Source organism: Kitasatospora sp. Ki12, from assembly GCF_054601375.1.
Genome location: NZ_BAAIHT010000001.1, coordinates 180,894 through 203,054, shown reverse-complemented (window position 1 = coordinate 203,054; position 22,161 = coordinate 180,894). Strand labels below are relative to the sequence as shown.

Here is a 22,161-nt window from a genome sequence, read left to right as displayed (position 1 = left end):
GGACCAGGATGATCATCCTGCTGGTCGCCGTCCTCCTGCTCGGCGCCGTCGGCACCGGAGCCGTCCTCTACGCGGCCGACCGCACCTCCCGCCGGGACCAGGCCCAGCCCGGCGGGCCGTCCGTCGCATCCGGCGCCGTCTCGCTCGACGCGCCGAGCGGCGGCCGGCAACTGCTCTTCCGCAACATGGCCTGGGGCCCGCACCGGGACGAGATCACCACCGTCCCCGCCGACCACCCCGACGGCCCGCGCACCGCCTCCGGCGTCCAGTGCCTGCGCTTCCACGCCGCCGCCGGCACCGGCATCTGCCTCCAGGCCCAGCACGGCGCGCTCGAGGACACCTACCGGGCCGTCATCCTCGACGACCACCTCCGCGAGCGGCGCTCCTTCCCCGCCGCCGGCATCCCCACCCGCTCCCGGGTCTCGCCGTCCGGACACCTCGCCGCCTGGACGGTCTTCGTCAGCGGCGACTCGTACGCGGGCAGCAACTTCTCCACCCGCACCTCCGTCGTCGACGTCCGCGACTGGAACCTCCGGGAGAACCTCGAGGACTTCGCGGTCATCCTCGACGGCCACCCCTACCAGGCCCACGACATCAACGTCTGGGGTGTCACCTTCGCCGACGACAACACCTTCTACGCCACCGTCGCCAGCGCCGGACAGACCCACCTCGTCCGCGGCGACCTCACCGCCCGCACCCTCACCGCCCTGCACGACAACGTCGAATGCCCCTCGCTCTCCCCGGACGGCACCCGCGTCGCCTACAAGAAGCGCGTCCCCGGCCTGCCCGCCGACTCGCCCTGGCGGCTGTACGTCCTCGACCTCGCCACCATGACCGAGACCGCCACCGCCGAACAGCGCGAGATCGACGACCAGGCGCTCTGGTCCGGCGACGCCACCCTCGTCTACGCCCTGCCCGGCGACTACGGCGCCGACCTGTGGACCGTCCCCGCCGACGGCTCGGGCAGCCCGCAGGCGCTCACCAAGGCCGCCGTGGCCCCCGCCTACCTGGGCTGAGGAACTCTCGGCTACCGTCCCACGTCGAGCACAGTGCGACGTCCTGATCGAAGGTCCTGATCGACGTCCGGATCGAGGGGGAGCGAGCAACCGTGGACGGCATCCCACCCGAGCGCGTGGTGACCGACTCCTGGCCCGCCCTGCACGGCCGCCCGGTCCTGCGGCGCACCGTCGCCGTCGGACTGGTGCTGTGCGTGTCCGTCGCCGCCGCCCTCGTGGTGCGCGGCGTCAACGCGCTCACCGTCGGCGGCACCGGCCACGAGACCGACCGCGACCGCGCCGAACGCCTGGCCGGACTCCACCCCTCCCAGCACCCCGGCGTCGGCCGGTACTACGTCCCGGTCGGCGCCGTCTACACCCACACCTCCGACGGCGCTCCCGTCGCCTACCTCCACTACCGCCTCGGCGGCGGCAAGGCCCCGGGCGTCGGCGACTTCCTCAGCGCCTACGACCTGCCCTCCCCGGGCCCCGCCGCGCCCCTCCCGCCCGACCTCGTCGCCGCCCTCGGCGGCGACGAGCCGGCCGAGGCCCCGGAACTCCCCGAGGGGCCGCCCGCCACCCCGACGGTCCTCCCCACCGACTCCGCGTCCGTCCCGGAAGCTCCGTCGCCGCCGTCACCGACGCCGTCACCCACGCCCACGCTCACCGAGGACACGCCCGTCCCCGCCGAGGACGCGGACCCCGACGCGGACCCCGACGACGAACCCACACCCACCCCCACCCCCGACGACGACCCCTCCGTCACCACCCCGACTCCCCTCCCCACCCTCACGCCCACCTGGACCCCCACCCCCACGCCCACCCACGCCCCCACCGCCCGCCGCATCTACATCGCCACCATCCCCGGCGGCCTCCCCGGCGCCGCGGACATCTACATCCGCGCCACCGGCTGACGGCCCCGGGGTCCGGCGTCCGTGCCGGTTGTGTGGTGCGGGCCCGGCGGGCATGGCTGTGCCCCGCCGACGGGGTCGGCGGGGCACAGGCCGGGGGATCGCGGGGTGGTCAGTGGGTGGTGGCCGGGGCTCGGGGGCTGCTCGCGGTCGGGGCCCGGTGTCCGTCGCTTCGTCCTGAGCTCGTGGCCGCTGCGCCGTGCCCCCGCGGGCATGGCGGTGCCCCGCCGAGGGGGTCGGCGGGGCACGGGCCGGGGGATCGCGGGGTGGTCAGTGGGTGGCGGCCGGGACGCGGGGCTCGGCGGCGGTGGTGGGGGTGGGGAGCGGAGTGGGGGCGGGGGCCGGGGTGCGGCGGGCGGGGGCCTGGCCGGCGACGAGGGCGCCGAGGGCGAGGAGGAGGCCGAGGACCTGCCAGGGGGTGAGGGTCTGGCCGAGGACGATCAGGCCGCCGAGGGTGGCGATGACCGGGTTGACCAGGCCGAGGAAGGAGGCCGGGCCGGCGCCGAGGTGCTCGATGCCGCGGAACCAGAGGACGTAGCCGAGGGCGGTGCTGAGGAGGCCGAGGTAGGCGAAGCCGGTCAGGTTGGCGGCGCTCAGCGCGGGCGGCGCGCCCTCGACGACGGCTGCGAGCGGGACCAGGAAGACCGAGCCGGCGAGCAGCTGCCAGGCGGTGAGGTCGGCCAGGGTGGCTCCCTCGGGGCGGCCCCAGCGGCGGGTGAGGACGGTGCCCATGGCCATCAGTGCGATGCCGACGACCATCGCGGCGAGCCCGATGCCGTCCAGTCGCGCACCGGACTTGAGGACCAGGAGGGCGACTCCGCCGACTCCGACCAGTCCGGCGACCAGGGTGCGCCGGCCGGGCCGGACGCCGAGCACGCCGATCGAGAACCCGGCGACGAGCAGCGGCTGGATCGCGCCGATGGTGGCCGCGACCCCGCCGGGCAGGCGGTAGGCGCCGACGAACATCAGCGGGAAGAACAGCCCGATGTTGAGCATCCCGAGGACCGCTGATCGGCCCCACCAGCGTCCCTTGGGCAGCTTGCGGCCGATCGCCAGCAGGAGCAGGCCGGCGGGCAGGGCGCGGAGTGCGGCGAGCAGCAGCGGGCGGCCCTCGGGCAGCAGCTGGGTGGTGACCAGGTAGGTCGTCCCCCACATGGCCGGGGCCAGTGCTGCGGTGGCGGCGATTCCTGCGCGCTTGCGGTCCATGACGGCGATCCCCTCAACGTTGATTATCTGAACGTTGAGATAAGTTCTACGCCCCCAAGTAGGTGAGCGTCAAGTATGTGAAGGTTAAGATATTCAGGCGGGGGTCCACCGAGACGGACCCCCGTGGAACGGACCCCGTGAAACGGATCCAGGAAGGCGGCAGACCATGCAGCAGCGCGACACCGTCGACGACATCGTCGAGCAGTGGGCCAACGCCCGTCCCGACCTGAACCCCGAGCCGATGGCCCTGATCGGCCGGCTGCGGCGGCTCAACGTCCGGGTCGACAACGCCCTGCGCGAGTACTTCGGCACCTGCGGCCTGGACTCCTCCGAGTTCGACGTCCTGGCCACCCTGCGCCGCTCCGGCGAGCCCTACGAGCTGAACGCCCGCGCCCTCCTCAAGTCGGCCATGGTCACCTCCGGGGCCATCACCAACCGGGTCGACCGCCTCTCCGCCAAGGGCCTGGTCGAGCGCAACCCCTGCCCGGACGACCGCCGCGCCGTCCTGATCCGCCTCACCCCGGCGGGCAAGGACCTGATCGACGGCGCCCTGGAGGGCCACGTCAGCAACGAGGCGCGCATCCTCTCCGTGCTCGACGAGGACGAGCGCGCCCAGCTCGACGGCCTGCTGCGCAAGCTGCTCATCGCGCAGGGCGACACCGAGTCGCTCCTCGGCTGAGCGGCGGGCCGTCGACCCCGGCGGGCCTCCGGTCGGTCGTATGGGCACCGCGGTGCGGGCCGCCGGGCGGGCGGGCGTGTCCGCCGGCGGCCCGCCCGCGTTGACCCCGGCGGAACCGCATCCGCGGACCTGCGGAACCGCACCGGAGGAGAGGCCCGATGAAGGACAGGACCCCCAGGGACATCGCCGTCGACGACCAGCTGCGGGCGGCCGGCGCGGAGGGCGCCCAGTGGCTCACCGCCGCCGGCTGGGGCCCGCCGGTGACCGTCCCGCTGCACCGGGCCGCCCGCTGGCAGCGGGAGACCCGGGCCAGGATGCTGGCCGCCGAGGCCGACGAGTCCTGGACGTGGTGCGACCACCTGCTCGACGGCGGCCCCCAGCCCGTGGTGGTCCACGCCGAGCACCCCACCGACCTGCTCTGCCGCGCCTGCTCCGTCGCCGCCCGCCCGTACCGCAGGTGCCTGGACTGCGGCGGGCCCGCCGCCTCCGAGTCCCCGGCCGACGGGCGGGAGGACGTCTTCATGGGCCCGGTGGCCATCTACACCCGGGTGCGCTGCGCCACCTGCCACCGCGCCGACCCCCGGCACGGCACCTTCGGCAACGGAACGTTCGGCAACGGCGGGTAGGCCGTCCCTGGCCGCGTCAGGCCGGGCCGGGCAGGGCCGGGGGCTGCCAGTCGTAGGTGTCGGCCGAGAGGCCGAGCAGGGTGCGGGCGGGGAGGAGGCCGGCGAGGGTCAGGGCGGTGGTGCGGAGGAGGGTGGCGGCGGGGGAGCGGAGGGCGATGAGGCTGCCGATGCGGCGGGAGCCGGTGACGACGGCGGTGGTGCGGGGGAGCCGGGCGGCGGTGTAGGCGGGGAGCGGGGCGGCGAGGTCCGCGGTGGGGGTGAGCAGGGAGGCGAGGACGACGGCGTCCTCGATCGCCTGGCAGGCGCCCTGGCCCTGGAAGGGGCACATCGCGTGGGCGGCGTCGCCGAGGAGGGCGACCCGGCCGTGGTGGTGGGCGGGCAGGGGGTCGGCGAGGTCCCAGACGTCGTGGCGCAGGACGCGTTCGGGCTCGGCGAGGGCGAGCAGCTGGGGGAGGGGCGCGCACCAGGTGCCGTACTGGCGCAGGAGTTCGGCCTTCTCGTCGCCGTCGGCGGCCCGGGCGCCGGCGGGGGCGAGGGCGGCGCCGTAGAGGTAGACCCGGCGGTCGGCGAGCGGGATGATCCCGGCGATCCGTCCGGGGCCCCAGATCTCCCCGGCGGCGGCCGGCAGCCGGTCGGGGGTGACGATGGTGCGCCAGGTGGTGAAGCCGCTGTAGCGGGGGCCGGGGTGCCGGGGGAAGAGCAGCTCGCGGGTGGCGGAGCGGATGCCGTCGGCGGCGACGACCAGGTCGGCGGGCTGCTCCCCGGCCGCGGTCCGGACGACGGCGGGCTCGGTGGCGTTCCCCGGGGTGACGAGTGCGGCGGGCGAGTCGGTGCGGACGGTGCCGTCCGGGAGGGCGTCGACCAGGGCGGCGATGACGTCGGCGCGGGCGACGGCGGCGATGGTGTCGCCGAAGTGGGCCTCGAAGGCGGCGGTGTCGGTACGGACGAGCCAGCGGCCGGAGGGGTGGCGCAGGCCGACCGCGGGGTGCGGGGTGGCGAGGGCGCGCAGGCGTCCGCCGATGCCGAGCCGGTCGAGGGCGCGCAGGGCGTTGGGGGCGAGGGCGAGTCCGGCGCCGACGGGTTCGAGTGAGGTGGCGCGCTCGTGGACGGTGACGGGGACGCCCCGCCGGTGGAGGGCGAGGGCTGCGGTGAGTCCGCCGATGCCGCCGCCGATGACGATCGCCTGCTGCCGGTTCATGGGAGCTCCTCTCGTCGCACTACGGCTGTAGTGGCGACTGCCCCAGCACCGTACTACATGTGTAGTGGGGCGTAAACTACGGCTGTAGTGAGCTGGGGCGGTCCCAGCGGAAAGGCGATGATCGGATCCATGACACCCCCGCGCCCGACCCTGATCGCCGACGCCGCCATCGACCTGATCGCCGACACCGGCCTGCGCGGGCTGACCCACCGCGCCGTGGACGAGGCCTCCGGCCTGCCCGCCGGCTCCACCTCCAACCTCGCCCGGACCAGGGCAGCCCTGCTCGAACTCGTGCTCACCCGGATCGTCGAGCGGGAGACCGCCGACCACCCCGTCTTCACCGAGGGGCCCCCGCCCGCCGTCCCGGCCCGCGACCTGCTGGCCGAGGTCGGCGCCGAGGCGCTCTTCCAAGCCCTCACCACCGGCCGCAGGCTCACCCTGGCCCGCCTGGAACTCGCCCTGGAAGCCACCCGCCGGCCCGAACTGCGCGCCGTCTACGACCGCTTGGGCGCGCGCTTCGCCGAACTCGCCGCCGCCCTGCTCGCCCGGGCCGGCTCCACCGACCCGACGGCCGACGCCCGCCGACTGATCCGCTGGTGCGACGGCCTGCTGTTCAACGCGACCGCCGGCAGCGGCCATCGGTACGTCCCGATGCCGGAGGAACTGCGCGCGGAGGTGGCGCGCTACCTGGCCGCGCTGCTGGACGAGAAGTTCTAGGGCCCGTCTTCGAGCCCCCGCCTGCGGGGCGACGCCGGGGGTTCGAAGACGGGCCCGCGGCCTCGCCGCGCCCGTCAGCTCGCGACTCCCACCGTCACCTCGGCCTCGTGGCGCACCGGGAAGTTCACCGAGTTGGCGATGAAGCAGCCCCGGTTCGCCGCCGCGTGCAGGGCGAGCGCCTGCTCCACCATCCCCGGCTCGGCGACCTCGACCCGCGGGTGCAGCACCACCGAGGTGAAGCGCACGCCCTCCGGGGTCACCGGCATGGTGCCGGCCGGGCGGTCGACGTACGAGGTCACCACGACGCCGTTGACGGCGCACTGGTGCAGGTACGACAGCAGGTGGCACTGGGAGAGCGAGACCAGCAGCAGCTGTTCCGGGTTCCAACGGGCCGGGTCGCCGCGGAAGGCGGGGTCGGCGGAGCCGGGGATGCCCGGCAGGCCCTCGGCGGACACCTCGACGTCGCGGGCGTAGGCGCGGTAGTCGCTGGTGCCGGTGCCCCGGTTGCCGGTCCAGACGATCTCGGCGGTGTACTCGTACTGCCTGGCCATGGGCGTGCCTCCGTCGCAAGGGGTCGGAAGGGGATGTCCCCGGACAGTCAACCGCAACCGGCCGCCCGCGCGGGGCTCATCGGGTCGCGGCCAGGCGCGCGAGGACCGCGTCGGCGCAGTCGTCCACCGAGGCCCGCGAGGTGTCGACGACCAGGTCGTACGCGACCCCCTGGTGCACCGCCTCCGCCTGCGCGGCGGCCATCCCGGCGACCCGGTCGCCGCGCGCGGCCTCCCGGGCGGCGGCCACCGCCGGGTCGCAGCGCACGCCGACCCAGAGCACGTCCAGGCCGTCCAGTGCCGCGCGCCAGCGGGCCTGCGAGGCGGTGGTGCCGAGGAAGACCTCGTCCACCACGATCCGGGCTCCGGCCCGGGCCATCGCGGCCACCCCGGCCGTCCAGGCGGCGTCCAGTTCGGCGAAGGCCGGTCCGACCTCGACCGTGCCGTCCCCGTCGGTCAGGCCGCCGATGCCCTCGGCGCCGCCGAGCAGCCACGGTGGCAGCGCGTCGACCATGGTGTCCGCGCCGAGGTGCAGCCACGGCTGCGGCAGCCGTTCCTGCAAGCGCCGGGCGATGCTCGACTTGCCGGAGCTGGAGCCTCCGTTGAGGACGATCACATGCATGCGGGCATCCTACGAAGCGCCGCCGTCGTACGCCGCCGCCGCGGCCGTGAAGGTGGCGGCCAGGCCCGGCGCCCCCGCCCAGTGCAGGTGCAGGTACGAGGCGTGGACGTTGCCCGCGGCGAAGCCCTCGGTGTGCGCGCCGGTCGGCAGGCGCCAGCCCCAGGCCGGGTGTTCGCCGGCGCCCGGTTCGCAGACCGTGCGGTGGAACTCGTGTCCGCGCAGCCGGGTGCCGGCCGGGGCGAGCGGCGAGTCGTGCAGGGCGACGGCCTCCCGGTAGCCGAGGGTGAGGCGTTCGGTCATCCGGGCGTCGGTGTCCAGTACCCCGCACATCGGCAGGCCGTCCAACTCCCGCCCCAGGTACAGCAGTCCGGCGCATTCGGCGGCGACCGGCCCGCCGGTGGCGGCGAACGCGGCGATGGCCGAGCGCAGTTCGGCGTTCCCGCTCAACTCCCGGACGTACAGCTCGGGGAAGCCGCCGCCGATGACCAGCCCGGCCGTTCCCTCCGGCAGCTCCGAGGCGTGCAGCGGGTCGAAGGGGACGACCTCCGCCCCTGCCGCGCCGAGCAGTTCGGCGTTCTCCGCGTACGAGAAGGAGAACGCGGCGCCGCCCGCCACCGCGATCCGCGGCCGTCCGGCGACCGGGGTGACCTCGGCCGACGGGTCCCATGGCTCGGCGTTCAACTCGGGTGCCGTGCGGGCGAGTTCCAGCAGGGCGTCCAGGTCGACGGAGGAGGCGACCAGGTCGCCCATGTCGGCGACCGCCTTCAGCGCCTCCGCCGAGCGCTCCACCGCCGGGATCAGCCCGAGGTGGCGGGACGGCGTGGCGACCGCGGCCGAGCGGCGCAGCGCCCCCAGCACCGGCACGCCGGACCCCTCCTCCAGGGCCTCGCGCAGCAGCTGCTCGTGCCGGTCGGAGGCGACCCGGTTGAGGATCACCCCGGCGAGCCGCACCTCCGGGTCCCAGGAGGCGAAGCCGTGCACCAGCGCGGCCACCGAGCGGGACTGCGAGGAGCCGTCGACCACCAGGACCACCGGCGCCCGCAGCAGCTTGGCGACGTGCGCCGTGGACGCCAGTTCCCCGCGCCCGGAGGCCCCGTCGAACAGGCCCATGACGCCCTCGACCACCGCGACGTCCGCCCCGGCCGCGCCGTGCAGGAACAGCGGGGCGATCCGCTCGGGGCCGCACATGAAGGCGTCCAGGTTGCGGCCCGGGCGCCCGGCGGCGAGCGCGTGGTAGCCCGGGTCGATGTAGTCCGGGCCGACCTTGTGCGGTGACACCGCCAGCCCGCGCGCGGCGAGCGCCGCGATCAGGCCGGTGGCGACGGTGGTCTTGCCGGCGCCGGAGGAGGGCGCGGCGATGACGAGCCGGGGGACGGCGGTGCGGGCGGCCGCGGTGCGCGCCGCGGTGCTGGGGATGGTGCTCAACGGTCTGCCGCTCGCTCTACCACTCGATACCGCGCTGGCCCTTGCGGCCGGCGTCCATGGGGTGCTTGACCTTGGTCATCTCGGTGACCAGGTCGGCGAAGCCGGTCAGCGCCTCGGGCGCGTACCGGCCGGTGATCACGACGTGCTGGCTGCCCGGGCGGTCCTTGAGCACGGCCACCACCTCGTCCGCGTCGATCCACCCCCAGTGCATCGGGTAGGTGAACTCGTCGAGCACGTAGAAGCGGTAGGTCTCGGCGGCGAGGTCGCGCTTGACCTGCTCCCAGCCCTCCTTGGCGGCTTCCTCGCTGGTCATCTCCTGCTCGGCGGTGCGCTGGATCCAGGACCAGCCGGAGCCCATCTTGTGCCAGTCGACGGTGCCGCCCTCGCCGGAGGCGCCGAGCACGCGCAGCGCGTTCTCCTCGCCGACCTTCCACTTGGCGGACTTCACGAACTGGAACACCCCGACCGGCCAGCCCTGGTTCCAGGCCCGCAGCGCCATGCCGAACGCGGCCGTGGACTTGCCCTTGCCGGGGCCGGTGTGCACGGCGGTGATCGGCTGCGTACGGCGCTGCCGGGTGGTCAGGCCGTCGTCGGGAACGCTCTCGGGGACGCCCTTGGGCATGGGTCAGGCCGCCTTTCGGATAGTGGTCGCACGGACGTCGCCGCGGCCGGCCGCGGGACGGTTCTCGCGGACGAGCGAGGCGACGCCCTCGGCGCGCAGCTCGTCCAGGCTGACGGAGGTGCCGCCGAGCAGCCCGGCCAGGGTGTGGGCCAGGCCGAGCCGGACCGGGCCGGACTCGCAGTCCAGCACCACGCTCGCGGTGCCCTGCGCCGCGAACAGCGCGGCCGCGCGCTGGGAGCGGGCGAGCGCGTCCCGGCCGCCGGTGGCCCGGCCGTCGGTCACCACGACCAGCAGCGGGCGCCGGTTCGGGTCGCGCAGCCGCTCGACCCGCAGCACCTCGTGGGCGCGCAGCAGCCCCTCGGCCAGCGGGGTCCGCCCGCCGGTGGGCAGCGACTCCAGCCGGGCCGCGCCGACCTCGACCGAGGAGGTGGGCGGCAGCGCCAGCTCGGCGCCGGCGCCGCGGAAGGTGATCATGCCGATCTTGTCGCGCCGCTGGTAGGCGTCCATCAGCAGGGACAGCACTGCGCCCTTGACGGCGGTCATCCGCTGCCGGGCGGCCATCGAGCCGGAGGCGTCGACCACGAACAGCACCAGGTTGGACTCCCGTCCCTGGCGGACCTGTTCGCGGAAGTCGTCCTTCTGCAGCACCAGCGCCCGGCCGCCGCGCCCGCGCGCCACCTGGTGCGGCGCGGCGGCCTGCAGGGTCGCGGTCAGGTGCAGCCGGCCGAGCGCGCCCTGCGGGCGGCGGGAGCGGATGGTGTGTCCGCCGGTGGTCTCGGCGGGGGAGCGGCGGCCCTGGGCGCCGTGGCCGGTGCCGCGGACGGTGAACAGCCTGGTCCGGTACGGGTCCCCGGCCGCGACCGGCGCCGACTCCCGCGCGGGGGCTGGGTGTTGGGCCGGGACGGGCTGCTGCGGCTGGTCGCCGGTGGCGTCGGTGTCCGCGGTGGTCGCCTCCGGGGCGCCGCCGTCGGACGGCTCGGGAGCGCCGCCGCCGTTCGGGCCGCCGCCGTCGCCGGGGCCGTCGCCGTCCCCGTCCCCGTCGGGTCCCTGGTCGCCGCCGTCGCCGCCTCCGTCACCCTCGGGCTCCGGGTCGGGCTCGGGGTCGTCCTGCTGGGCGTGCTCCTCCAGCGTGCGCTCCAGCTGCTCCTCGTCCAGCCCCGGCGCGTCGAAGGGGTTGCGGCGGCGCCGGTGCGGCAGGGCCAGCCTGGCGGCCTGGCGGACGTCCTCCTCTGCCACCTCGGTGCGGCCGTCCCAGGCGGCGAGCGCGACGGCGGTGCGGGCCATCACGATGTCCGCGCGCAGGCCGTCCACCTCGAACGCGGCGCAGACGGCGGTGATCTGACGCAGCGCCACCTCGGTCAGCTCGACCTTGGGAAGCAACTCCCGTGCGGCCGTGATGCGTTCGGCGAGCGCCCGCTCGTCCTCGGCGAACCGCGCGGCGAAGCCGGCTGGGTCCGCGTCGTACGCGAGCCGCCGCCGCACCACCTCGGCGCGCTCGGCCGGGTCCCGGGTGGCGGCGATCTCGACGGTCAGGCCGAACCGGTCGAGCAGCTGCGGCCGCAGCTCGCCCTCCTCCGGGTTCATCGTGCCGACCAGCAGGAACCGGGCCGCGTGCCGCACCGACACGCCCTCGCGCTCGACGTACGAGCGACCCATCGCGGCGGCGTCCAGCAGCAGGTCCACCACGTGGTCCTGGAGCAGGTTGACCTCGTCGATGTAGAGCACGCCGCGGTGCGCCTTGGCGAGCAGACCGGGCTCGTACGCCTTGACGCCCTCGGCCAGCGCGCGCTCCAGGTCGAGCGAGCCGACGATCCGGTCCTCGGCCACGCCGACCGGCAACTCGACCAGCTGGGAGGGGTGTTCACTGCTCGTGGCGGAGGCGTGCGGCCCGTCCGGGCACTGCGGGTCGGGCGTGGCCGGGTCGCAGGCGAAGCGGCAGCCGTCCACGGTGGCGATGGACGGCAGCAGGCCGGCCAGCGCGCGCACCATGGTGGACTTCGCGGTGCCCTTCTCGCCCCGCACCAGCACGCCGCCCACGGCCGGGGAGACCGCGTTCAGCAGCAGCCCGAGCCGCAGGTCGGCCATGCCGACGATCGCGGTGAACGGATAGCGGACGTCACTCATGCCGTACCCCACTCCTGTCGTGCCCGGTCCTGCGGTCGTCCTGGGCTCGTGCGAACCCGGCTCATGCCTTCTCGGCCCTGCGGTCGTCCCGGGCTCGTGCGAACCCGGCCCTGTGGTCCTACCAGGCTCATGCGTCACTCCCAGGTGCCCCGGGCGGCAGGAACGGCAGCGATCCGGCCGCCGGCACCCCGCCCTCGATCAGCTTCCACAGCGCGTCGGTGTCCGCGTGCTCCTCGATCAGGTCGCCCAGCCGGTCCAGCCGGGCCTCGCGGGCCGCGGCGAAGCAGGTGTCCGGCGCCGGGACGAACGCCCGGCCCGCCAACGCGGCGACCTCGCGCAGGAGTTCGCGGCGGAAGCCGTCGTTCTCCAGCGCGCCGTGCCAGGTCGTGCCCCAGACCGAGCCCACCCGGCAGCCGTCCAGGAAGGGTTCACCCCCCTCCACCGCCACCACCCCGTGGTGGATCTCGTAGCCCTCGACCCGCTGCCCGTACGCCTCGCCGACCGGCCGCGCCAGCACCTTCTCGACGCCGAACCGCACATGCGTCGGCAGCAGGCCGAGCCCGTCGACGGTGCCCGCCTTGGACTCCACCTCGTCGACGATCCCGCGCGCCAGCATCTGGTAGCCGCCGCACACCCCGAGGACCGGCAGCCCGGCCGCCGCCCGCGCCTTCAGCGCCGGCTCCAGGCCGCGCTCGCGCAGCCAGGCGAGGTCGGCGACGGTGGCCCGGGTGCCGGGCAGCACCACCAGGTCGGCGTCGGCCAGCTCCTCCGGCCGGGTCGCCCAGCGCACCAGGACGCCCGGCTCCTGGGCCAGCGCGTCCAGGTCGGTGAAGTTGGACAGCCGGGGGAAGCGCACCACGGCCACCCGCAGCACGTCCGCGCCGAGCGGCCCGCGCCCGTCCACCCGGTCCACCACGGTGGACAGGTCCAGCGAGTCCTCGGCGTCCAGCCACAGCCCCGGCAGCATCGGCAGGGTACCCAGCACCGGACGGCCGGTCAGCTCGTGCAGCATGTCCAGTCCGGGCGCCAGCAGTCGCGCGTCGCCGCGGAACTTGTTGACGAACCAGCCCGCCACGTGCCGCTGGTCCTCCGCCGACAGCAGCGCCAGCGTCCCGTACATCGCCGCGAACACGCCACCCCGGTCGATGTCCCCGACCACCACCACCGGCAGCCCGGCGGCCGTGGCCAGACCCATGTTGGCGATGTCCCGGTCGCGCAGGTTGATCTCGGCGGGTGAGCCCGCGCCCTCGCAGACCACCACCTCGTAGCGGTCGCGCAGATCGGCCAGGCACTCCAGCGCGCGCTCCAGCAGGACGGGCTTGCGCTCGCGGTAGTCCAGCGCGCCCACCTCGGCGACCGGCCGGCCCAGCAGCACCACCTGACTGCGGCCGTCCGCGCCGGGCTTCAGCAGCACCGGGTTCATCGCCGCCTCCGGCTCCACCCGGGCGGCCTGGGCCTGCATCGCCTGGGCGCGGCCGATCTCGGCACCGTCGGCGGTGACGAAGGAGTTCAGCGACATGTTCTGTGCCTTGAACGGCGCGACCCGCACGCCCTGGCGGGCCAGCCAGCGGCAGATGCCGGCCGTCACCACGCTCTTGCCCGCGTCCGAGGTCGTTCCCGCGACCAGCAGAGCGTTCGTCATGCCCTTCCCCTCTTTCCCAGGAGCGCGCGCAGCAGGACGTGCCCCGCGACCGTCGTACCCAGCGCCAGCGCGCCCACCCGCCGGGAGAGCGCGCAAGCCCGCTCGATGTCGTCCACCGTCACCGGCCGCAGCTCCTCGCCCAGCACCGGACGGTGCTCCACCCGTTCCCCGTACCGCAGCGTCCCGCCCAGCCGGACGCCCACCGCGCCGGCGAACGCCGACTCCGCCTGGCCCGCGTTCGGGCTCGGGTGCGCGGAGCCGTCGCGCCGCCAGACCCGCCAGGCCGTCCGGGGGTGCGGGGCGGCGGCCACCGTCAGCAGCGCGGTCAGCCGGGCACCGGGCCAGCCCGCTACGTCGTCCAGCCGGGCCGAGGCCCAGCCGAACCGGGCGTAGCGCGGCGAGCGGTGGCCCACCATGGCGTCCAGGGTGTTCACCGCGCGGAACGCCAGCAGGCCGGGCGTGCCCGCGAGGGCGCCCCAGGCCAGCGCGTTCACCACGGCGTCGGCGGTGTTCTCGGCCACCGACTCGACCACCGCGCGGGCGATCTGCTGCCCGTCCAGCGCGCTCGGGTCCCGCCCGCACAGGTGCGGCAGCCGCTCCCGGGCGGCCGGCAGGTCGCCGTCCGCCAGCGAGCGGCCGATCGTCCGGGCCTCCCGGGTCAGCGAGGTGCCGCCGAGCACCGTCCAGGTCGCGGCCGCCGCCAGGGCCGCCCGGCCCAGCGGACGCCGGCCCACCGTACGGTCCAGGGCGAGCGCGCCCGCCGCGACCGCGCCCACGCACAGCGCCGTGTACCCGGCCCCGGCCGCCCGGTCGTCCCGCCACAGCCGCCGCTCCAGCCGGGTCGCGGCGCTGCCGAAGAGCGCCACCGGATGGCCCCGGCGCGGATCGGCGAACCGGGCGTCGGCGGCGTAGCCCGCGACGGCGCCCAGCGCGAACACGGCGGCGCGGGCCAGCGGAGAGGTCATCGGCCGCACGACGGAGAGCAGAACAAGAACAAGGAGGAACACGGCGGAAGGCCGCTCGGAGTCCGACAGGGCGGGGCAGCCTGCATTGCGTGCGTGTCCTCACTCAGGGTCCGCGCCCTGGATCGACGTAGCGGGGGCGAGAGTCTCCTGGCTTCCGGGTCGGACGCACCCCCGGGGCCTTCCAGCGGCTTCTGACGGCCCGCCGTGGCGATTGTTTCCGAGCGTGCTCCCCGGTGACAGTGGCGGGACCGCGCCGGACTCGCACCGGCTTCCTCTCCATGCCTCCGATTGGCCCCAGGATCCCATCACGCGCCCGAACCGGGAGTCAACCGAGGTCACGGAGGGGTTGGTCACACGGGAGACCGGCCGACGGGCTGTGGGATCGCCCAGCGGCGCACCGCTCCGGTACCGGCCATTCCGTGCGTTCGGTCGGTGGGGCCGCGCCGTGGTCCGCGCCTAGCGTTCGGTGCCATGCGCCGCAGAAAGCCCCCCACCGCCCCGCCCCCGGTGCCGTTCTCGCCCGCGGCCGCCCGCGCCCACCGGGCGGACCTCGGCCTGACCCCCGACCAGGTCGCCGAGGGCATGGCCGCGCACGGCGTCCGGCTGCTGCCCGCCCACGTCCTCGCCTGGGAGAACGGCGAGCTGCGCCCCAGCGAACCGGAGTTCATCGCCCTCGCCCGCACCCTCTGGTGCCCCGCCGCCCAGCTGATGGACGGCCGCCCGGTCCGGCTGCGCGACCACCGGGTCGCCCGCGAACTCGGCCAGGCCGCCGTCGCCGACCGCACCGGCACCACCCTGGCCGCCTACCGGCAGGCCGAACTGACCGACCGGTGGGACGGCGACGAGGACCAGACCCGCGCCCTCGCCGACACCCTCGACCTGACCCTGCCCGAACTCGTCGCGGCCACCGGCCGCCTCGCGGAACTCGACCACCTCCTCCGCCAGTGCGTCGCCGGCCGCTGGCAGCCCCACCTCCGCGCCCTCACCCGGATCGTCCCGGCCCCCGCCGACACCCTCGCCGCCGTCCTCGCCACCCTCCACCAGGAGCACCACGTCCCCACCCACTGGGGCGCCACCACCCGCGCCACCCCGCCTCCCGCCACCGACACCCTCGTCCCCCGCTTCTGGCACCTCCTCACCACCGAGTCCCCCTAGGGCGTGTCTTGTGGATCTTTGCCGGGTCCGCGACGCCAGGGCACGCACCTCGCCGCGTTGTCGTCAGTCGCCGATGGCCCCCAGCCTTCGGCCGGGAGGTGCCCCCACCGCATGGACTCCCTCCTCCGCCTTGCGATGCACGCACCCTGACGCCGCGGCCTGATCCGACAAGATCCACAAGACACGCCCCGGGGCCCCGCCGAGTGACCCGGACGGCCCAGTCCGGTGGCCGGGCGGGCGGGGCGCCGGTGGACTGGTGCACGAACACCGTCCGGTCCGTGAGCAACAGAGCGGGGAACGATATGCGCTGGGGAACCGCTGCCGCCGTGGCGGCCGCCGCCGTCGGGGCCGGGGCCGTGGTCCTGGTGGTCGGCCGCCGGGCCTCCGAGCGGATGCTCCGCCCGGTGACCGCCGTCCAGGAGTCCGGGCCGGTCGTCGTCCGGAGCCTCGGCACCGGCCGGATCACCTTCAGCCCCGGGCCGGAGAGCCGGCACCCGGGCCGCTGGGCGGTCGAGTGGGCGGACGGCGGGCACGCGGTCGTCGAGGAGGTCCTGCGCAGCGACGAGCAGGGCGTCACCCGCCGGCTGGTCCGCGCCGACCAGGGCACCCTCGCCCCCGGCACCGAGGTCCGCTTCACCCCGCGCGTCCACCTCGGCGACCCCACCCGGGCGTTCGGCCTCGCCTACACCGAGATCGCCGCCGACGGCGAACTCGGCGACCTCCCCGCCTGGTACCTCCACGGCAAGCGCGGCACCTGGGTGGTCCTCGTCCACGGCCCAGGGGCCGACCGCCAGCAGACCCTCCCCGTCCTGCCCGTGCTGGACCGCCTCGGCCTGCCCGTCCTCTCCGTCACCTACCGCGGCGACGAGGGCGCCCCCGCCTCCCCGGACGGGTACAGCCACTTCGGCGAGACCGAGTGGCGCGACGTCGAGGCCGCGGTACGGCTGGCGCTGGAGAACGGCGCGGGCCGGGTCGTCCTGTACGGCTGGTCGGTCGGCGCCACCATGGTCCTGCAGACGGCCGCCCGCTCGGCCTGGGCGCACGCGATCAGCGGCCTGATCCTCGACTCGCCGGTCCTCGACCTGCCCGGCACCGCCCGCCGCGACGCCGAACGGCTCGGCCTGCGCGGTGCGGTCGCCGAACTCGGCGCCCTCGCCGCGCAGGGCCGCACCGGCGTCGACCTCGCCGACTTCTCCCGCATCGCCGAGGGCGCCGACCTGCGGGTGCCCACTCTGCTCCTGCACAGCCCCACCGACCAGGTCTCCCCGTTCAGCAGCGCCGAACGCCTCGCCGCGGCCCGCCCGGACGTGGTCAGCCTCAGCTCCTTCCCCGGCGGCGACCACGCGACCCTCTGGAACACCGCCCCCGACCACTACACCGAACTCCTCCGCCGCTGGCTCACCCCGCTGCTCTGACCGCCGACGGGAGCGGCCGGAGCGCGAGAAGTCGACGGAGCCGACTTCTCGCGCTCCACGATCGGCACGCTCCGGCCCCCCATCCGGCCGCCATCCGTCCGGGTTCGGGCTGGATTCGGGCTGGACAGCCCCAGCGGGAGTCGAGGGTTCCGTCGGCGGGTGCGGCGAACATCGGCCAGTCGGAGGCACAACTTTGGTCCCGCCCTCCGGCCCCGCCGACACGCTGCGTGACCACTCGAACGGGCCCAGCGACCGTTCCGGCGCACCTGGCATGAGCAGGCCACACGTTTCCGGCCAGGCGGTTTGCCTCTGTTGCCCGATCTTGCGGAGGTGCGGCCACCGGTCGTCCGGTCGTACGGACAACCGGATGTGACAGAAGGCCCGTACAAGGGGAAGACTGCTCGACGTGACGTCTCGGAATCCGCGCGACCGTGATGCCCCGCTCCCGCCGACGATCGGTACCGGTGCGACGGTGACCCGTCTCCCCGGTACGGCCCACCGGCCCGACGGTGGCAGGCCGACCGGGGCGGGTGTACCCCGTAACGCCGTACCCCGGCGACGGGGTCCCGTGCCGGCTCCCGGGCGGGGCCGGGTTCCCGTGCCCGAGGGCTTCCCCGCGCCGGCCGAGCTGGCCCCGCTGGCCCGTCGGATGCTGGTGGACGCCGTCCGGATCGCCCGCTGGGCCGGGGAGCTGGAGGAAGTCGACAAGCGTGGCGAGCTGCTCCCGGACGACGCCCGTGCGGCGGGCCGGGCCCTGGCCATGACCGTCGGCGCCGCCACCAAGGCCTGGGGGCAGGCGCTCCTGGTCGGCCTGGTGGAGGCCCGGGACAACGGGGCCGGCCCGGGCTGGCGCCTGCACGCCTGGGAGCACGACGACGAGGCCGTGGTGCGCGGCTGGTCCGCGCTGTTCGACGCCTGGACCCTGCTCGCCCCGGTGCCGCCCGCCGCGCTGCGCGGGGTGTTCGCCGTGCTGGCCGGGCAGGCCGTGGACCAGGCCCCGCAGCTGCTCTCCTTCCTGCACCTGGTGGACGGCCCGGTGCCGGAGAGCGAGCTGCTGGAGCTGCTGCGCCGGGGCCTGGACGAGCGCCGGGTCGGCGGCGGGCCCGGTGGCCCGGGGCTGTCGCCGGTGCCGCACGCGGCCTCCGCGGTGTCCGCGGTCCGCGGCACCTGCCGGGAGCCGCAGATCGACACCCCGGCCTCGCCCTCGGACGTGGCCGCCGTCCTGGACTGGATGCTGGACGGCCTGGCGGCGGTCGGCGCCCTGACGCGCAGGGACGATGCCGCCGACCTGTCGCCGCTCGGCCACTGGGCGGTGCGGGCGAAGCTGGAGGAGATCTGCACGGTCGCGCAGACCGCGGCCGGGCACATCGAGCAGAGCGCCTTCGAGCTGCTGAACGCGTGCGCCGACTACTCGCCGGGCCCGGCCCGGGCCGAGTACCGGGCCTGGGTCGCGGCCCGTCCGGCGGACCGCGCGGTGGCGGAGCTGCTGGACGCGGCGCAGGGCGACGACGCGCTGGTGCGCGGGCTCGCCTTCGAGGCGCTGCGGGTGGCCGGCGGTCCGGCGGAGCAGGCGGTGCGGGCGTCGGTGGACGAGCCGGTGCTGCGCCCGTACGCGCTGCTGTGGCTGGCCGAGCGCGCGGACGAGGGGGTCTCCCCGGCGGATGTGCTGGGCGCGGCGGACGCGGCCTGGCTCTGGGTGGACACGGCGGCGGCGGTGCTGGACCACGGCGAGGTGGAGCTGCTGGTGGGCCACGTCGAGGGCGCCGCGGCGGGCGATCCGGTGCGGCTGTTCGCCCGGGCCCGGCAGTCCGGGCACCCGCGGGCGGCCTCGGTGCTGACGGCGGTCTCCAGCGTGCACCCGGACCCGGGGGTGGCCAGGGCGGCCCGCCGCTCGGCGTTCAGCGTGCACACCGGCGGCGCGTAGCCACCGCAGGCAGGTGAGAACGACGAAGGGCCCGGAACCGATGCGGTTCCGGGCCCTTCGTCATAAGGCGGGGATCAGCCGAGGCGCGACTCGGCCCGTCGGGCGCGGACGTCGCCGACCTTCTGGCCCACCTTGCGGCGGATGACCAGCAGCGGCGCCATGGCCGCGAGCGTGATCTGGGCGAACGCGCCGACGTGCATGAGCGCGTCGCCGCCGGGCAGCCCGGTGGCCCAGGCGGCCAGGCAGCCGATGGAGACCACGATCCAGCAGAGCGTGGCGGTGGCCAGCAGCCCCTGCGGCTTGGGGTACTCGATCCGGCTGACCATCAGGTAAGCGGCGCCGAAGATGGCGAGCAGACCGGGCAGGAACGGCGGGTCGAGCAGCACGATCGCGATGACCGTCATGGCGCCCATCGGGCAGGGCATGCCCTGGAACACCCCGGGCCGCATCTTGACGGCCGAGAAGCGGGCCAGCCGCAGGACGACGGCGAGCAGCACGGTGATCGCGATGAGCGCCGAGAGCTTGCTGTTGGAGCCCTGGGAGACCATGCCCCAGACCGCGACGAAGTAGGCCGGCGCGATGCCGAAGCTGATCAGGTCCGCGAGGTTGTCCAGTTCCGCTCCGAGGGCGGAGGAGCGCAGCTTGCGCGCCACCAGGCCGTCGAAGAGGTCGCACATCGAGCCGATGAGCAGCAGCGTGACCGCGGTGGCGGCGCTGTGCCGGTCCGGAGCGGCGTCCGGGTTGGTGATGTGCGGGACGAGGACCCCGGTGGTGATCGAGTAGATCGCCAGGAAGCCGCAGACGGCGTTCCCCAGGGTCAGGAAGTCGGCGGTGGACAGGTGCTGGGGAGAGCGCGGGGCGCGCAGCTCGCGGTCGCGCGCCCAGCGGCGGCGGCGCAGGGACGTCTCCTCGTCGTCCAGGCCGACGATTGTCTCAGGATCAGTCACGGTCAAGGCGCGTCACCCCGGCTGTGGTCTTCTGGCCGACCTCGACGCCGACCTCGACGCCGGCCGGCAGGTAGGTGTCGACCCGGGACCCGAACCGGATCAGGCCGATCCGGTCGCCCTGGTCGACCTTGGTACCGGCGGCGACGTACGGCACGATGCGGCGGGCCACGGCCCCCGCGATCTGGACCATCTCGATGTCGCCGAGCTCGGTGTCGAAGTGCCAGACGACCCGCTCGTTCTGGTCGCTGTCCTTGTTGAACGCGGGGACGAAGCCGCCCGCGACGTGCTCGACCGACGTCACCGTGCCCGGCAGGGGCGCGCGGTTGACGTGGACGTTGAGCGGGCTCATGAAGATCGCGACCCGGGTGCGGCCGTCCGGCCAGGCGTCGATGCTCTGCACCACGCCGTCGGCGGGCGAGATCACTCTGCCCGTGCCGATCTCACGCTCGGGGTCGCGGAAGAACCACAGCATGCCAGCGCTGAGCGCACAGGCCGGTACCGCGGCCAGGGCCCACTTGCCGCTGCGCCGGGTGAGGGCGGTGGTCACGGCTGCCGTGGCGAGGGTGGGGACGAACCAGGGGGTGGCTCCGCGCGCGATGGTCACGCGGGGTCGCCGACCGGCCGCCGGGGCTGCGAGGGCATCGCGGTCCGAGACGGAGTGGTGAGGGGACGGGCTGATGGGCATCGAAGACCTTTGTCGCGGGGGATCATGGCCGCTGGACGGGGGCCACCGCGGAATCGGTAATAGAGGGACGGCTTGCTGTCCCGGTGGATGCTATCGGGAGCACACGGTGGGTGGGCAACCCGCCTGCTCGTTCATGTGTCCGGTGGGAGTGCGTGTGCGCGTCCCACCTCTACGACCGTAGCTCGACCCGGTCCGGTTCCCAAGGGACCGGACACGGCTGGTGAGACTTGTCTCAACAGGTCCCCCGACGGAACCCGCCGGGGGAAACGGCCGTAGTGGCCGGAAGAAGGTGTGCGGAAGCGGCCGCAGGGCGCGCTGTCGCAGCTGTACGCCCTACGGCCGCTTCCGGAGGCCGTGCCGGACCCTGGCGGACCAGGCCGGGCCCGTGACGGGGCACGGCGCTCCGCCGGTCCGGGCCCGCACGCCCGTCCACCGGCGGTTCGAGGGGGCCGCCCGGGACGCGGTGCGTCGGCGGGCGGCCCGGGATCACTCGGCGATCCGGTACTCCTCCAGGAGCCGGCGTCCGACGATCATCTTCTGGATCTCCGCAGTACCTTCACCGATGAGCAGCATCGGGGCCTCGCGGTAGAGGCGCTCGATCTCGTACTCCTTGGAGAAGCCGTAGCCGCCGTGGATGCGGAAGGCGTCCTCGACGACCTCCTTGCAGTACTCGGAGGCGAGGTACTTGGCCATGCCGGCTTCCAGGTCGTTGCGCTCGCCGCTGTCCTTCTTGCGGGCGGCCATGACCATCATCTGGTGGGCGGCCTCGACCTTGGTGGCCATCTCGGCGAGCTTGAACTGGATGGCCTGGTGCTCGGCGATCTTCTTGCCGAAGGTGGAGCGCTGCTGGGCGTAGGAGATGCCCAGCTCGAAGGCGCGGCGGGCGACGCCGCAGCCGCGGGCGGCGACGTTGACGCGGCCGACCTCGACGCCGTCCATCATCTGGTAGAAGCCCTTGCCCGGGACGCCGCCGAGGACGCGGTCGGCCGGGATCCGGACGTCCTGCAGCACCAGCTCGGTGGTGTCGACGCCCTTGTAGCCCATCTTCTCGATCTTGCCGGGCACGGTCAGGCCGGGAACCTTGGGGTTCGGGCCGAAACCGGCCTCCTTCTCGATCAGGAAGGTGGTCATGTTCTTGTACGGGGTGTTGCCGCCCTCGTCGGTCTTGCAGAGGACCGCGACGAGGGTGGAGGTGCCGCCGTTGGTGAGCCACATCTTCTGGCCGTTGAGGACGTAGGAATCGCCGTCCTTGACGCCCTTGGTGGAGATGGCCGAAACGTCGGAGCCGAGGCCGGGCTCGGACATCGAGAAGGCGCCGCGGATTTCGCCGGCGGCCATCCTCGGCAGGAAGTGGTCCTTCTGCTCCTGGGTGCCGTGGGCGTTGATCATGTGCGCCACGATGAAGTGGGTGTTGACGATGCCGGAGACCGACATCCAGCCGCGGGCGATCTCCTCGACCACCAGGGCGTAGGTGAGCAGCGACTCGCCGAGGCCGCCGTACTCCTCGGGGATGGTGAGACCGAAGAGGCCGAGCTGCTTCATGCCCTCGACGATGGCGGTCGGGTACTCGTCCTTGTGCTCCAGCTCGGTCGCGACCGGAATGATCTCCTTGTCGACGAAATCCCGCACGGTGGCGAGGATGTCCCGCTGGATCTCGGTGAGGCCGTCGGTCTGTGCGAGGCGTCCCATCGTGCGGCTCCGGAAAGGTCTAAGAGGGCGGGGGGGGGATTGCGGGGGCCCTGCCGGCGTGGCTGC

20 protein-coding genes and 1 riboswitch are annotated in these 22,161 nt (G+C 74.8%); of the genes, 8 read left to right on the top strand and 12 right to left on the bottom strand.

The window, feature by feature from the left end; genetic code table 11:
• The first annotated feature begins 8 nt into the window (after positions 1 to 8).
• Together ACYP53_RS00870 and ACYP53_RS00865 are read left to right on the top strand one after the other, a co-directional pair.
• Positions 9 to 1,016, top strand: coding sequence for a TolB family protein (locus ACYP53_RS00870; protein ID WP_373313740.1), 1,008 nt, complete (start codon positions 9 to 11; stop codon positions 1,014 to 1,016).
• Positions 1,017 to 1,108: 92 nt separating this feature from the next.
• Positions 1,109 to 1,909, top strand: a complete 801-nt coding sequence (locus tag ACYP53_RS00865; protein ID WP_459646368.1) for a hypothetical protein — start codon at positions 1,109 to 1,111, stop codon at positions 1,907 to 1,909.
• 267 nt (positions 1,910 to 2,176) lie between these two features.
• Here the strand turns inward: ACYP53_RS00865 and ACYP53_RS00860 are convergent, their stop codons facing one another.
• Positions 2,177 to 3,112: an EamA family transporter gene (locus ACYP53_RS00860; RefSeq protein ID WP_459646367.1), complete on the bottom strand. Its 936-nt coding sequence runs from the start codon at positions 3,110 to 3,112 to the stop codon at positions 2,177 to 2,179.
• Positions 3,113 to 3,278: 166 nt separating this feature from the next.
• On the opposite strand from ACYP53_RS00860, the gene ACYP53_RS00855 reads away from it, so the two are divergent.
• Positions 3,279 to 3,791 (top strand): MarR family winged helix-turn-helix transcriptional regulator, encoded by a 513-nt coding sequence (locus ACYP53_RS00855; RefSeq protein WP_189916327.1) that lies wholly within the window; start codon positions 3,279 to 3,281, stop codon positions 3,789 to 3,791.
• 158 nt (positions 3,792 to 3,949) lie between these two features.
• Entirely contained in the window at positions 3,950 to 4,417 is a 468-nt protein-coding gene (locus ACYP53_RS00850; protein ID WP_189916326.1) for a hypothetical protein, read from the top strand.
• 16 nt (positions 4,418 to 4,433) lie between these two features.
• On the opposite strand, the gene ACYP53_RS00845 is transcribed toward ACYP53_RS00850, so the two are convergent.
• Positions 4,434 to 5,615, bottom strand: a complete 1,182-nt coding sequence (locus ACYP53_RS00845; RefSeq protein ID WP_459646366.1) for an FAD-dependent monooxygenase — start codon at positions 5,613 to 5,615, stop codon at positions 4,434 to 4,436.
• A gap of 129 nt (positions 5,616 to 5,744) precedes the next feature.
• Between ACYP53_RS00845 and ACYP53_RS00840 the strand changes: the two genes are divergently transcribed.
• Complete coding sequence (locus ACYP53_RS00840; protein WP_459646365.1) at positions 5,745 to 6,332, top strand: TetR/AcrR family transcriptional regulator; 588 nt, start codon at positions 5,745 to 5,747, stop codon at positions 6,330 to 6,332.
• A 74-nt stretch (positions 6,333 to 6,406) separates the two neighbouring features.
• Here the strand turns inward: ACYP53_RS00840 and ACYP53_RS00835 are convergent, their stop codons facing one another.
• The 7 genes from ACYP53_RS00835 to ACYP53_RS00805 all read right to left on the bottom strand — a co-directional run bounded on the left by ACYP53_RS00835 (position 6,407) and on the right by ACYP53_RS00805 (position 14,280).
• Positions 6,407 to 6,883 (bottom strand): OsmC family protein, encoded by a 477-nt coding sequence (locus ACYP53_RS00835; protein WP_459646364.1) that lies wholly within the window; start codon positions 6,881 to 6,883, stop codon positions 6,407 to 6,409.
• Positions 6,884 to 6,959: 76 nt separating this feature from the next.
• On the bottom strand, positions 6,960 to 7,496 hold the full coding sequence (gene cpt / locus ACYP53_RS00830) for a chloramphenicol phosphotransferase CPT (protein WP_459647934.1): 537 nt from the start codon (positions 7,494 to 7,496) through the stop codon (positions 6,960 to 6,962).
• Between the two features lie 15 nt (positions 7,497 to 7,511).
• Positions 7,512 to 8,927: a cobyrinate a,c-diamide synthase gene (locus ACYP53_RS00825; RefSeq protein ID WP_459646363.1), complete on the bottom strand. Its 1,416-nt coding sequence runs from the start codon at positions 8,925 to 8,927 to the stop codon at positions 7,512 to 7,514.
• A 16-nt stretch (positions 8,928 to 8,943) separates the two neighbouring features.
• Complete coding sequence (gene cobO, locus ACYP53_RS00820) at positions 8,944 to 9,549, bottom strand: cob(I)yrinic acid a,c-diamide adenosyltransferase (protein ID WP_189916322.1); 606 nt, start codon at positions 9,547 to 9,549, stop codon at positions 8,944 to 8,946.
• A 3-nt stretch (positions 9,550 to 9,552) separates the two neighbouring features.
• Positions 9,553 to 11,673 (bottom strand): putative cobaltochelatase, encoded by a 2,121-nt coding sequence (locus ACYP53_RS00815; protein ID WP_459646362.1) that lies wholly within the window; start codon positions 11,671 to 11,673, stop codon positions 9,553 to 9,555.
• Positions 11,674 to 11,800: 127 nt separating this feature from the next.
• Positions 11,801 to 13,315 (bottom strand): cobyric acid synthase, encoded by a 1,515-nt coding sequence (locus ACYP53_RS00810; protein ID WP_189916320.1) that lies wholly within the window; start codon positions 13,313 to 13,315, stop codon positions 11,801 to 11,803.
• Positions 13,312 to 14,280 carry a cobalamin biosynthesis protein gene (locus tag ACYP53_RS00805; RefSeq protein WP_189916319.1) on the bottom strand — a complete coding sequence of 323 codons (969 nt, stop codon included), beginning with the start codon at positions 14,278 to 14,280 and terminating at the stop codon, positions 13,312 to 13,314. Before ACYP53_RS00805 ends, ACYP53_RS00810 begins: the two co-directional genes overlap by 4 nt.
• Before the next feature lie 141 nt (positions 14,281 to 14,421).
• Positions 14,422 to 14,554: riboswitch (cobalamin riboswitch) on the bottom strand.
• Between the two features lie 197 nt (positions 14,555 to 14,751).
• On the opposite strand from ACYP53_RS00805, the gene ACYP53_RS00800 reads away from it, so the two are divergent.
• The 3 genes from ACYP53_RS00800 (at position 14,752) to ACYP53_RS00790 (ending at position 18,774) form a co-directional block, all read left to right on the top strand.
• Complete coding sequence (locus ACYP53_RS00800; protein ID WP_459646361.1) at positions 14,752 to 15,435, top strand: helix-turn-helix domain-containing protein; 684 nt, start codon at positions 14,752 to 14,754, stop codon at positions 15,433 to 15,435.
• A gap of 278 nt (positions 15,436 to 15,713) precedes the next feature.
• On the top strand, positions 15,714 to 16,850 hold the full coding sequence (locus ACYP53_RS00795) for an alpha/beta hydrolase family protein (protein ID WP_459646360.1): 1,137 nt from the start codon (positions 15,714 to 15,716) through the stop codon (positions 16,848 to 16,850).
• Positions 16,851 to 17,448: 598 nt separating this feature from the next.
• The gene (locus tag ACYP53_RS00790; RefSeq protein WP_229928607.1) at positions 17,449 to 18,774 is read left to right on the top strand and encodes a hypothetical protein; all 1,326 of its coding nucleotides are present in this window, start codon (positions 17,449 to 17,451) and stop codon (positions 18,772 to 18,774) included.
• A gap of 74 nt (positions 18,775 to 18,848) precedes the next feature.
• On the opposite strand, the gene ACYP53_RS00785 is transcribed toward ACYP53_RS00790, so the two are convergent.
• From ACYP53_RS00785 to ACYP53_RS00775, 3 genes are all read right to left on the bottom strand, one after another.
• On the bottom strand, positions 18,849 to 19,727 hold the full coding sequence (locus ACYP53_RS00785; RefSeq protein ID WP_030242067.1) for a CDP-alcohol phosphatidyltransferase family protein: 879 nt from the start codon (positions 19,725 to 19,727) through the stop codon (positions 18,849 to 18,851).
• The gene (locus ACYP53_RS00780; RefSeq protein WP_229928606.1) at positions 19,714 to 20,406 is read right to left on the bottom strand and encodes a phosphatidylserine decarboxylase; all 693 of its coding nucleotides are present in this window, start codon (positions 20,404 to 20,406) and stop codon (positions 19,714 to 19,716) included. Before ACYP53_RS00780 ends, ACYP53_RS00785 begins: the two co-directional genes overlap by 14 nt.
• Before the next feature lie 486 nt (positions 20,407 to 20,892).
• Positions 20,893 to 22,095, bottom strand: coding sequence for an acyl-CoA dehydrogenase family protein (locus ACYP53_RS00775; protein ID WP_189916315.1), 1,203 nt, complete (start codon positions 22,093 to 22,095; stop codon positions 20,893 to 20,895).
• Positions 22,096 to 22,161 lie beyond the last annotated feature (66 nt).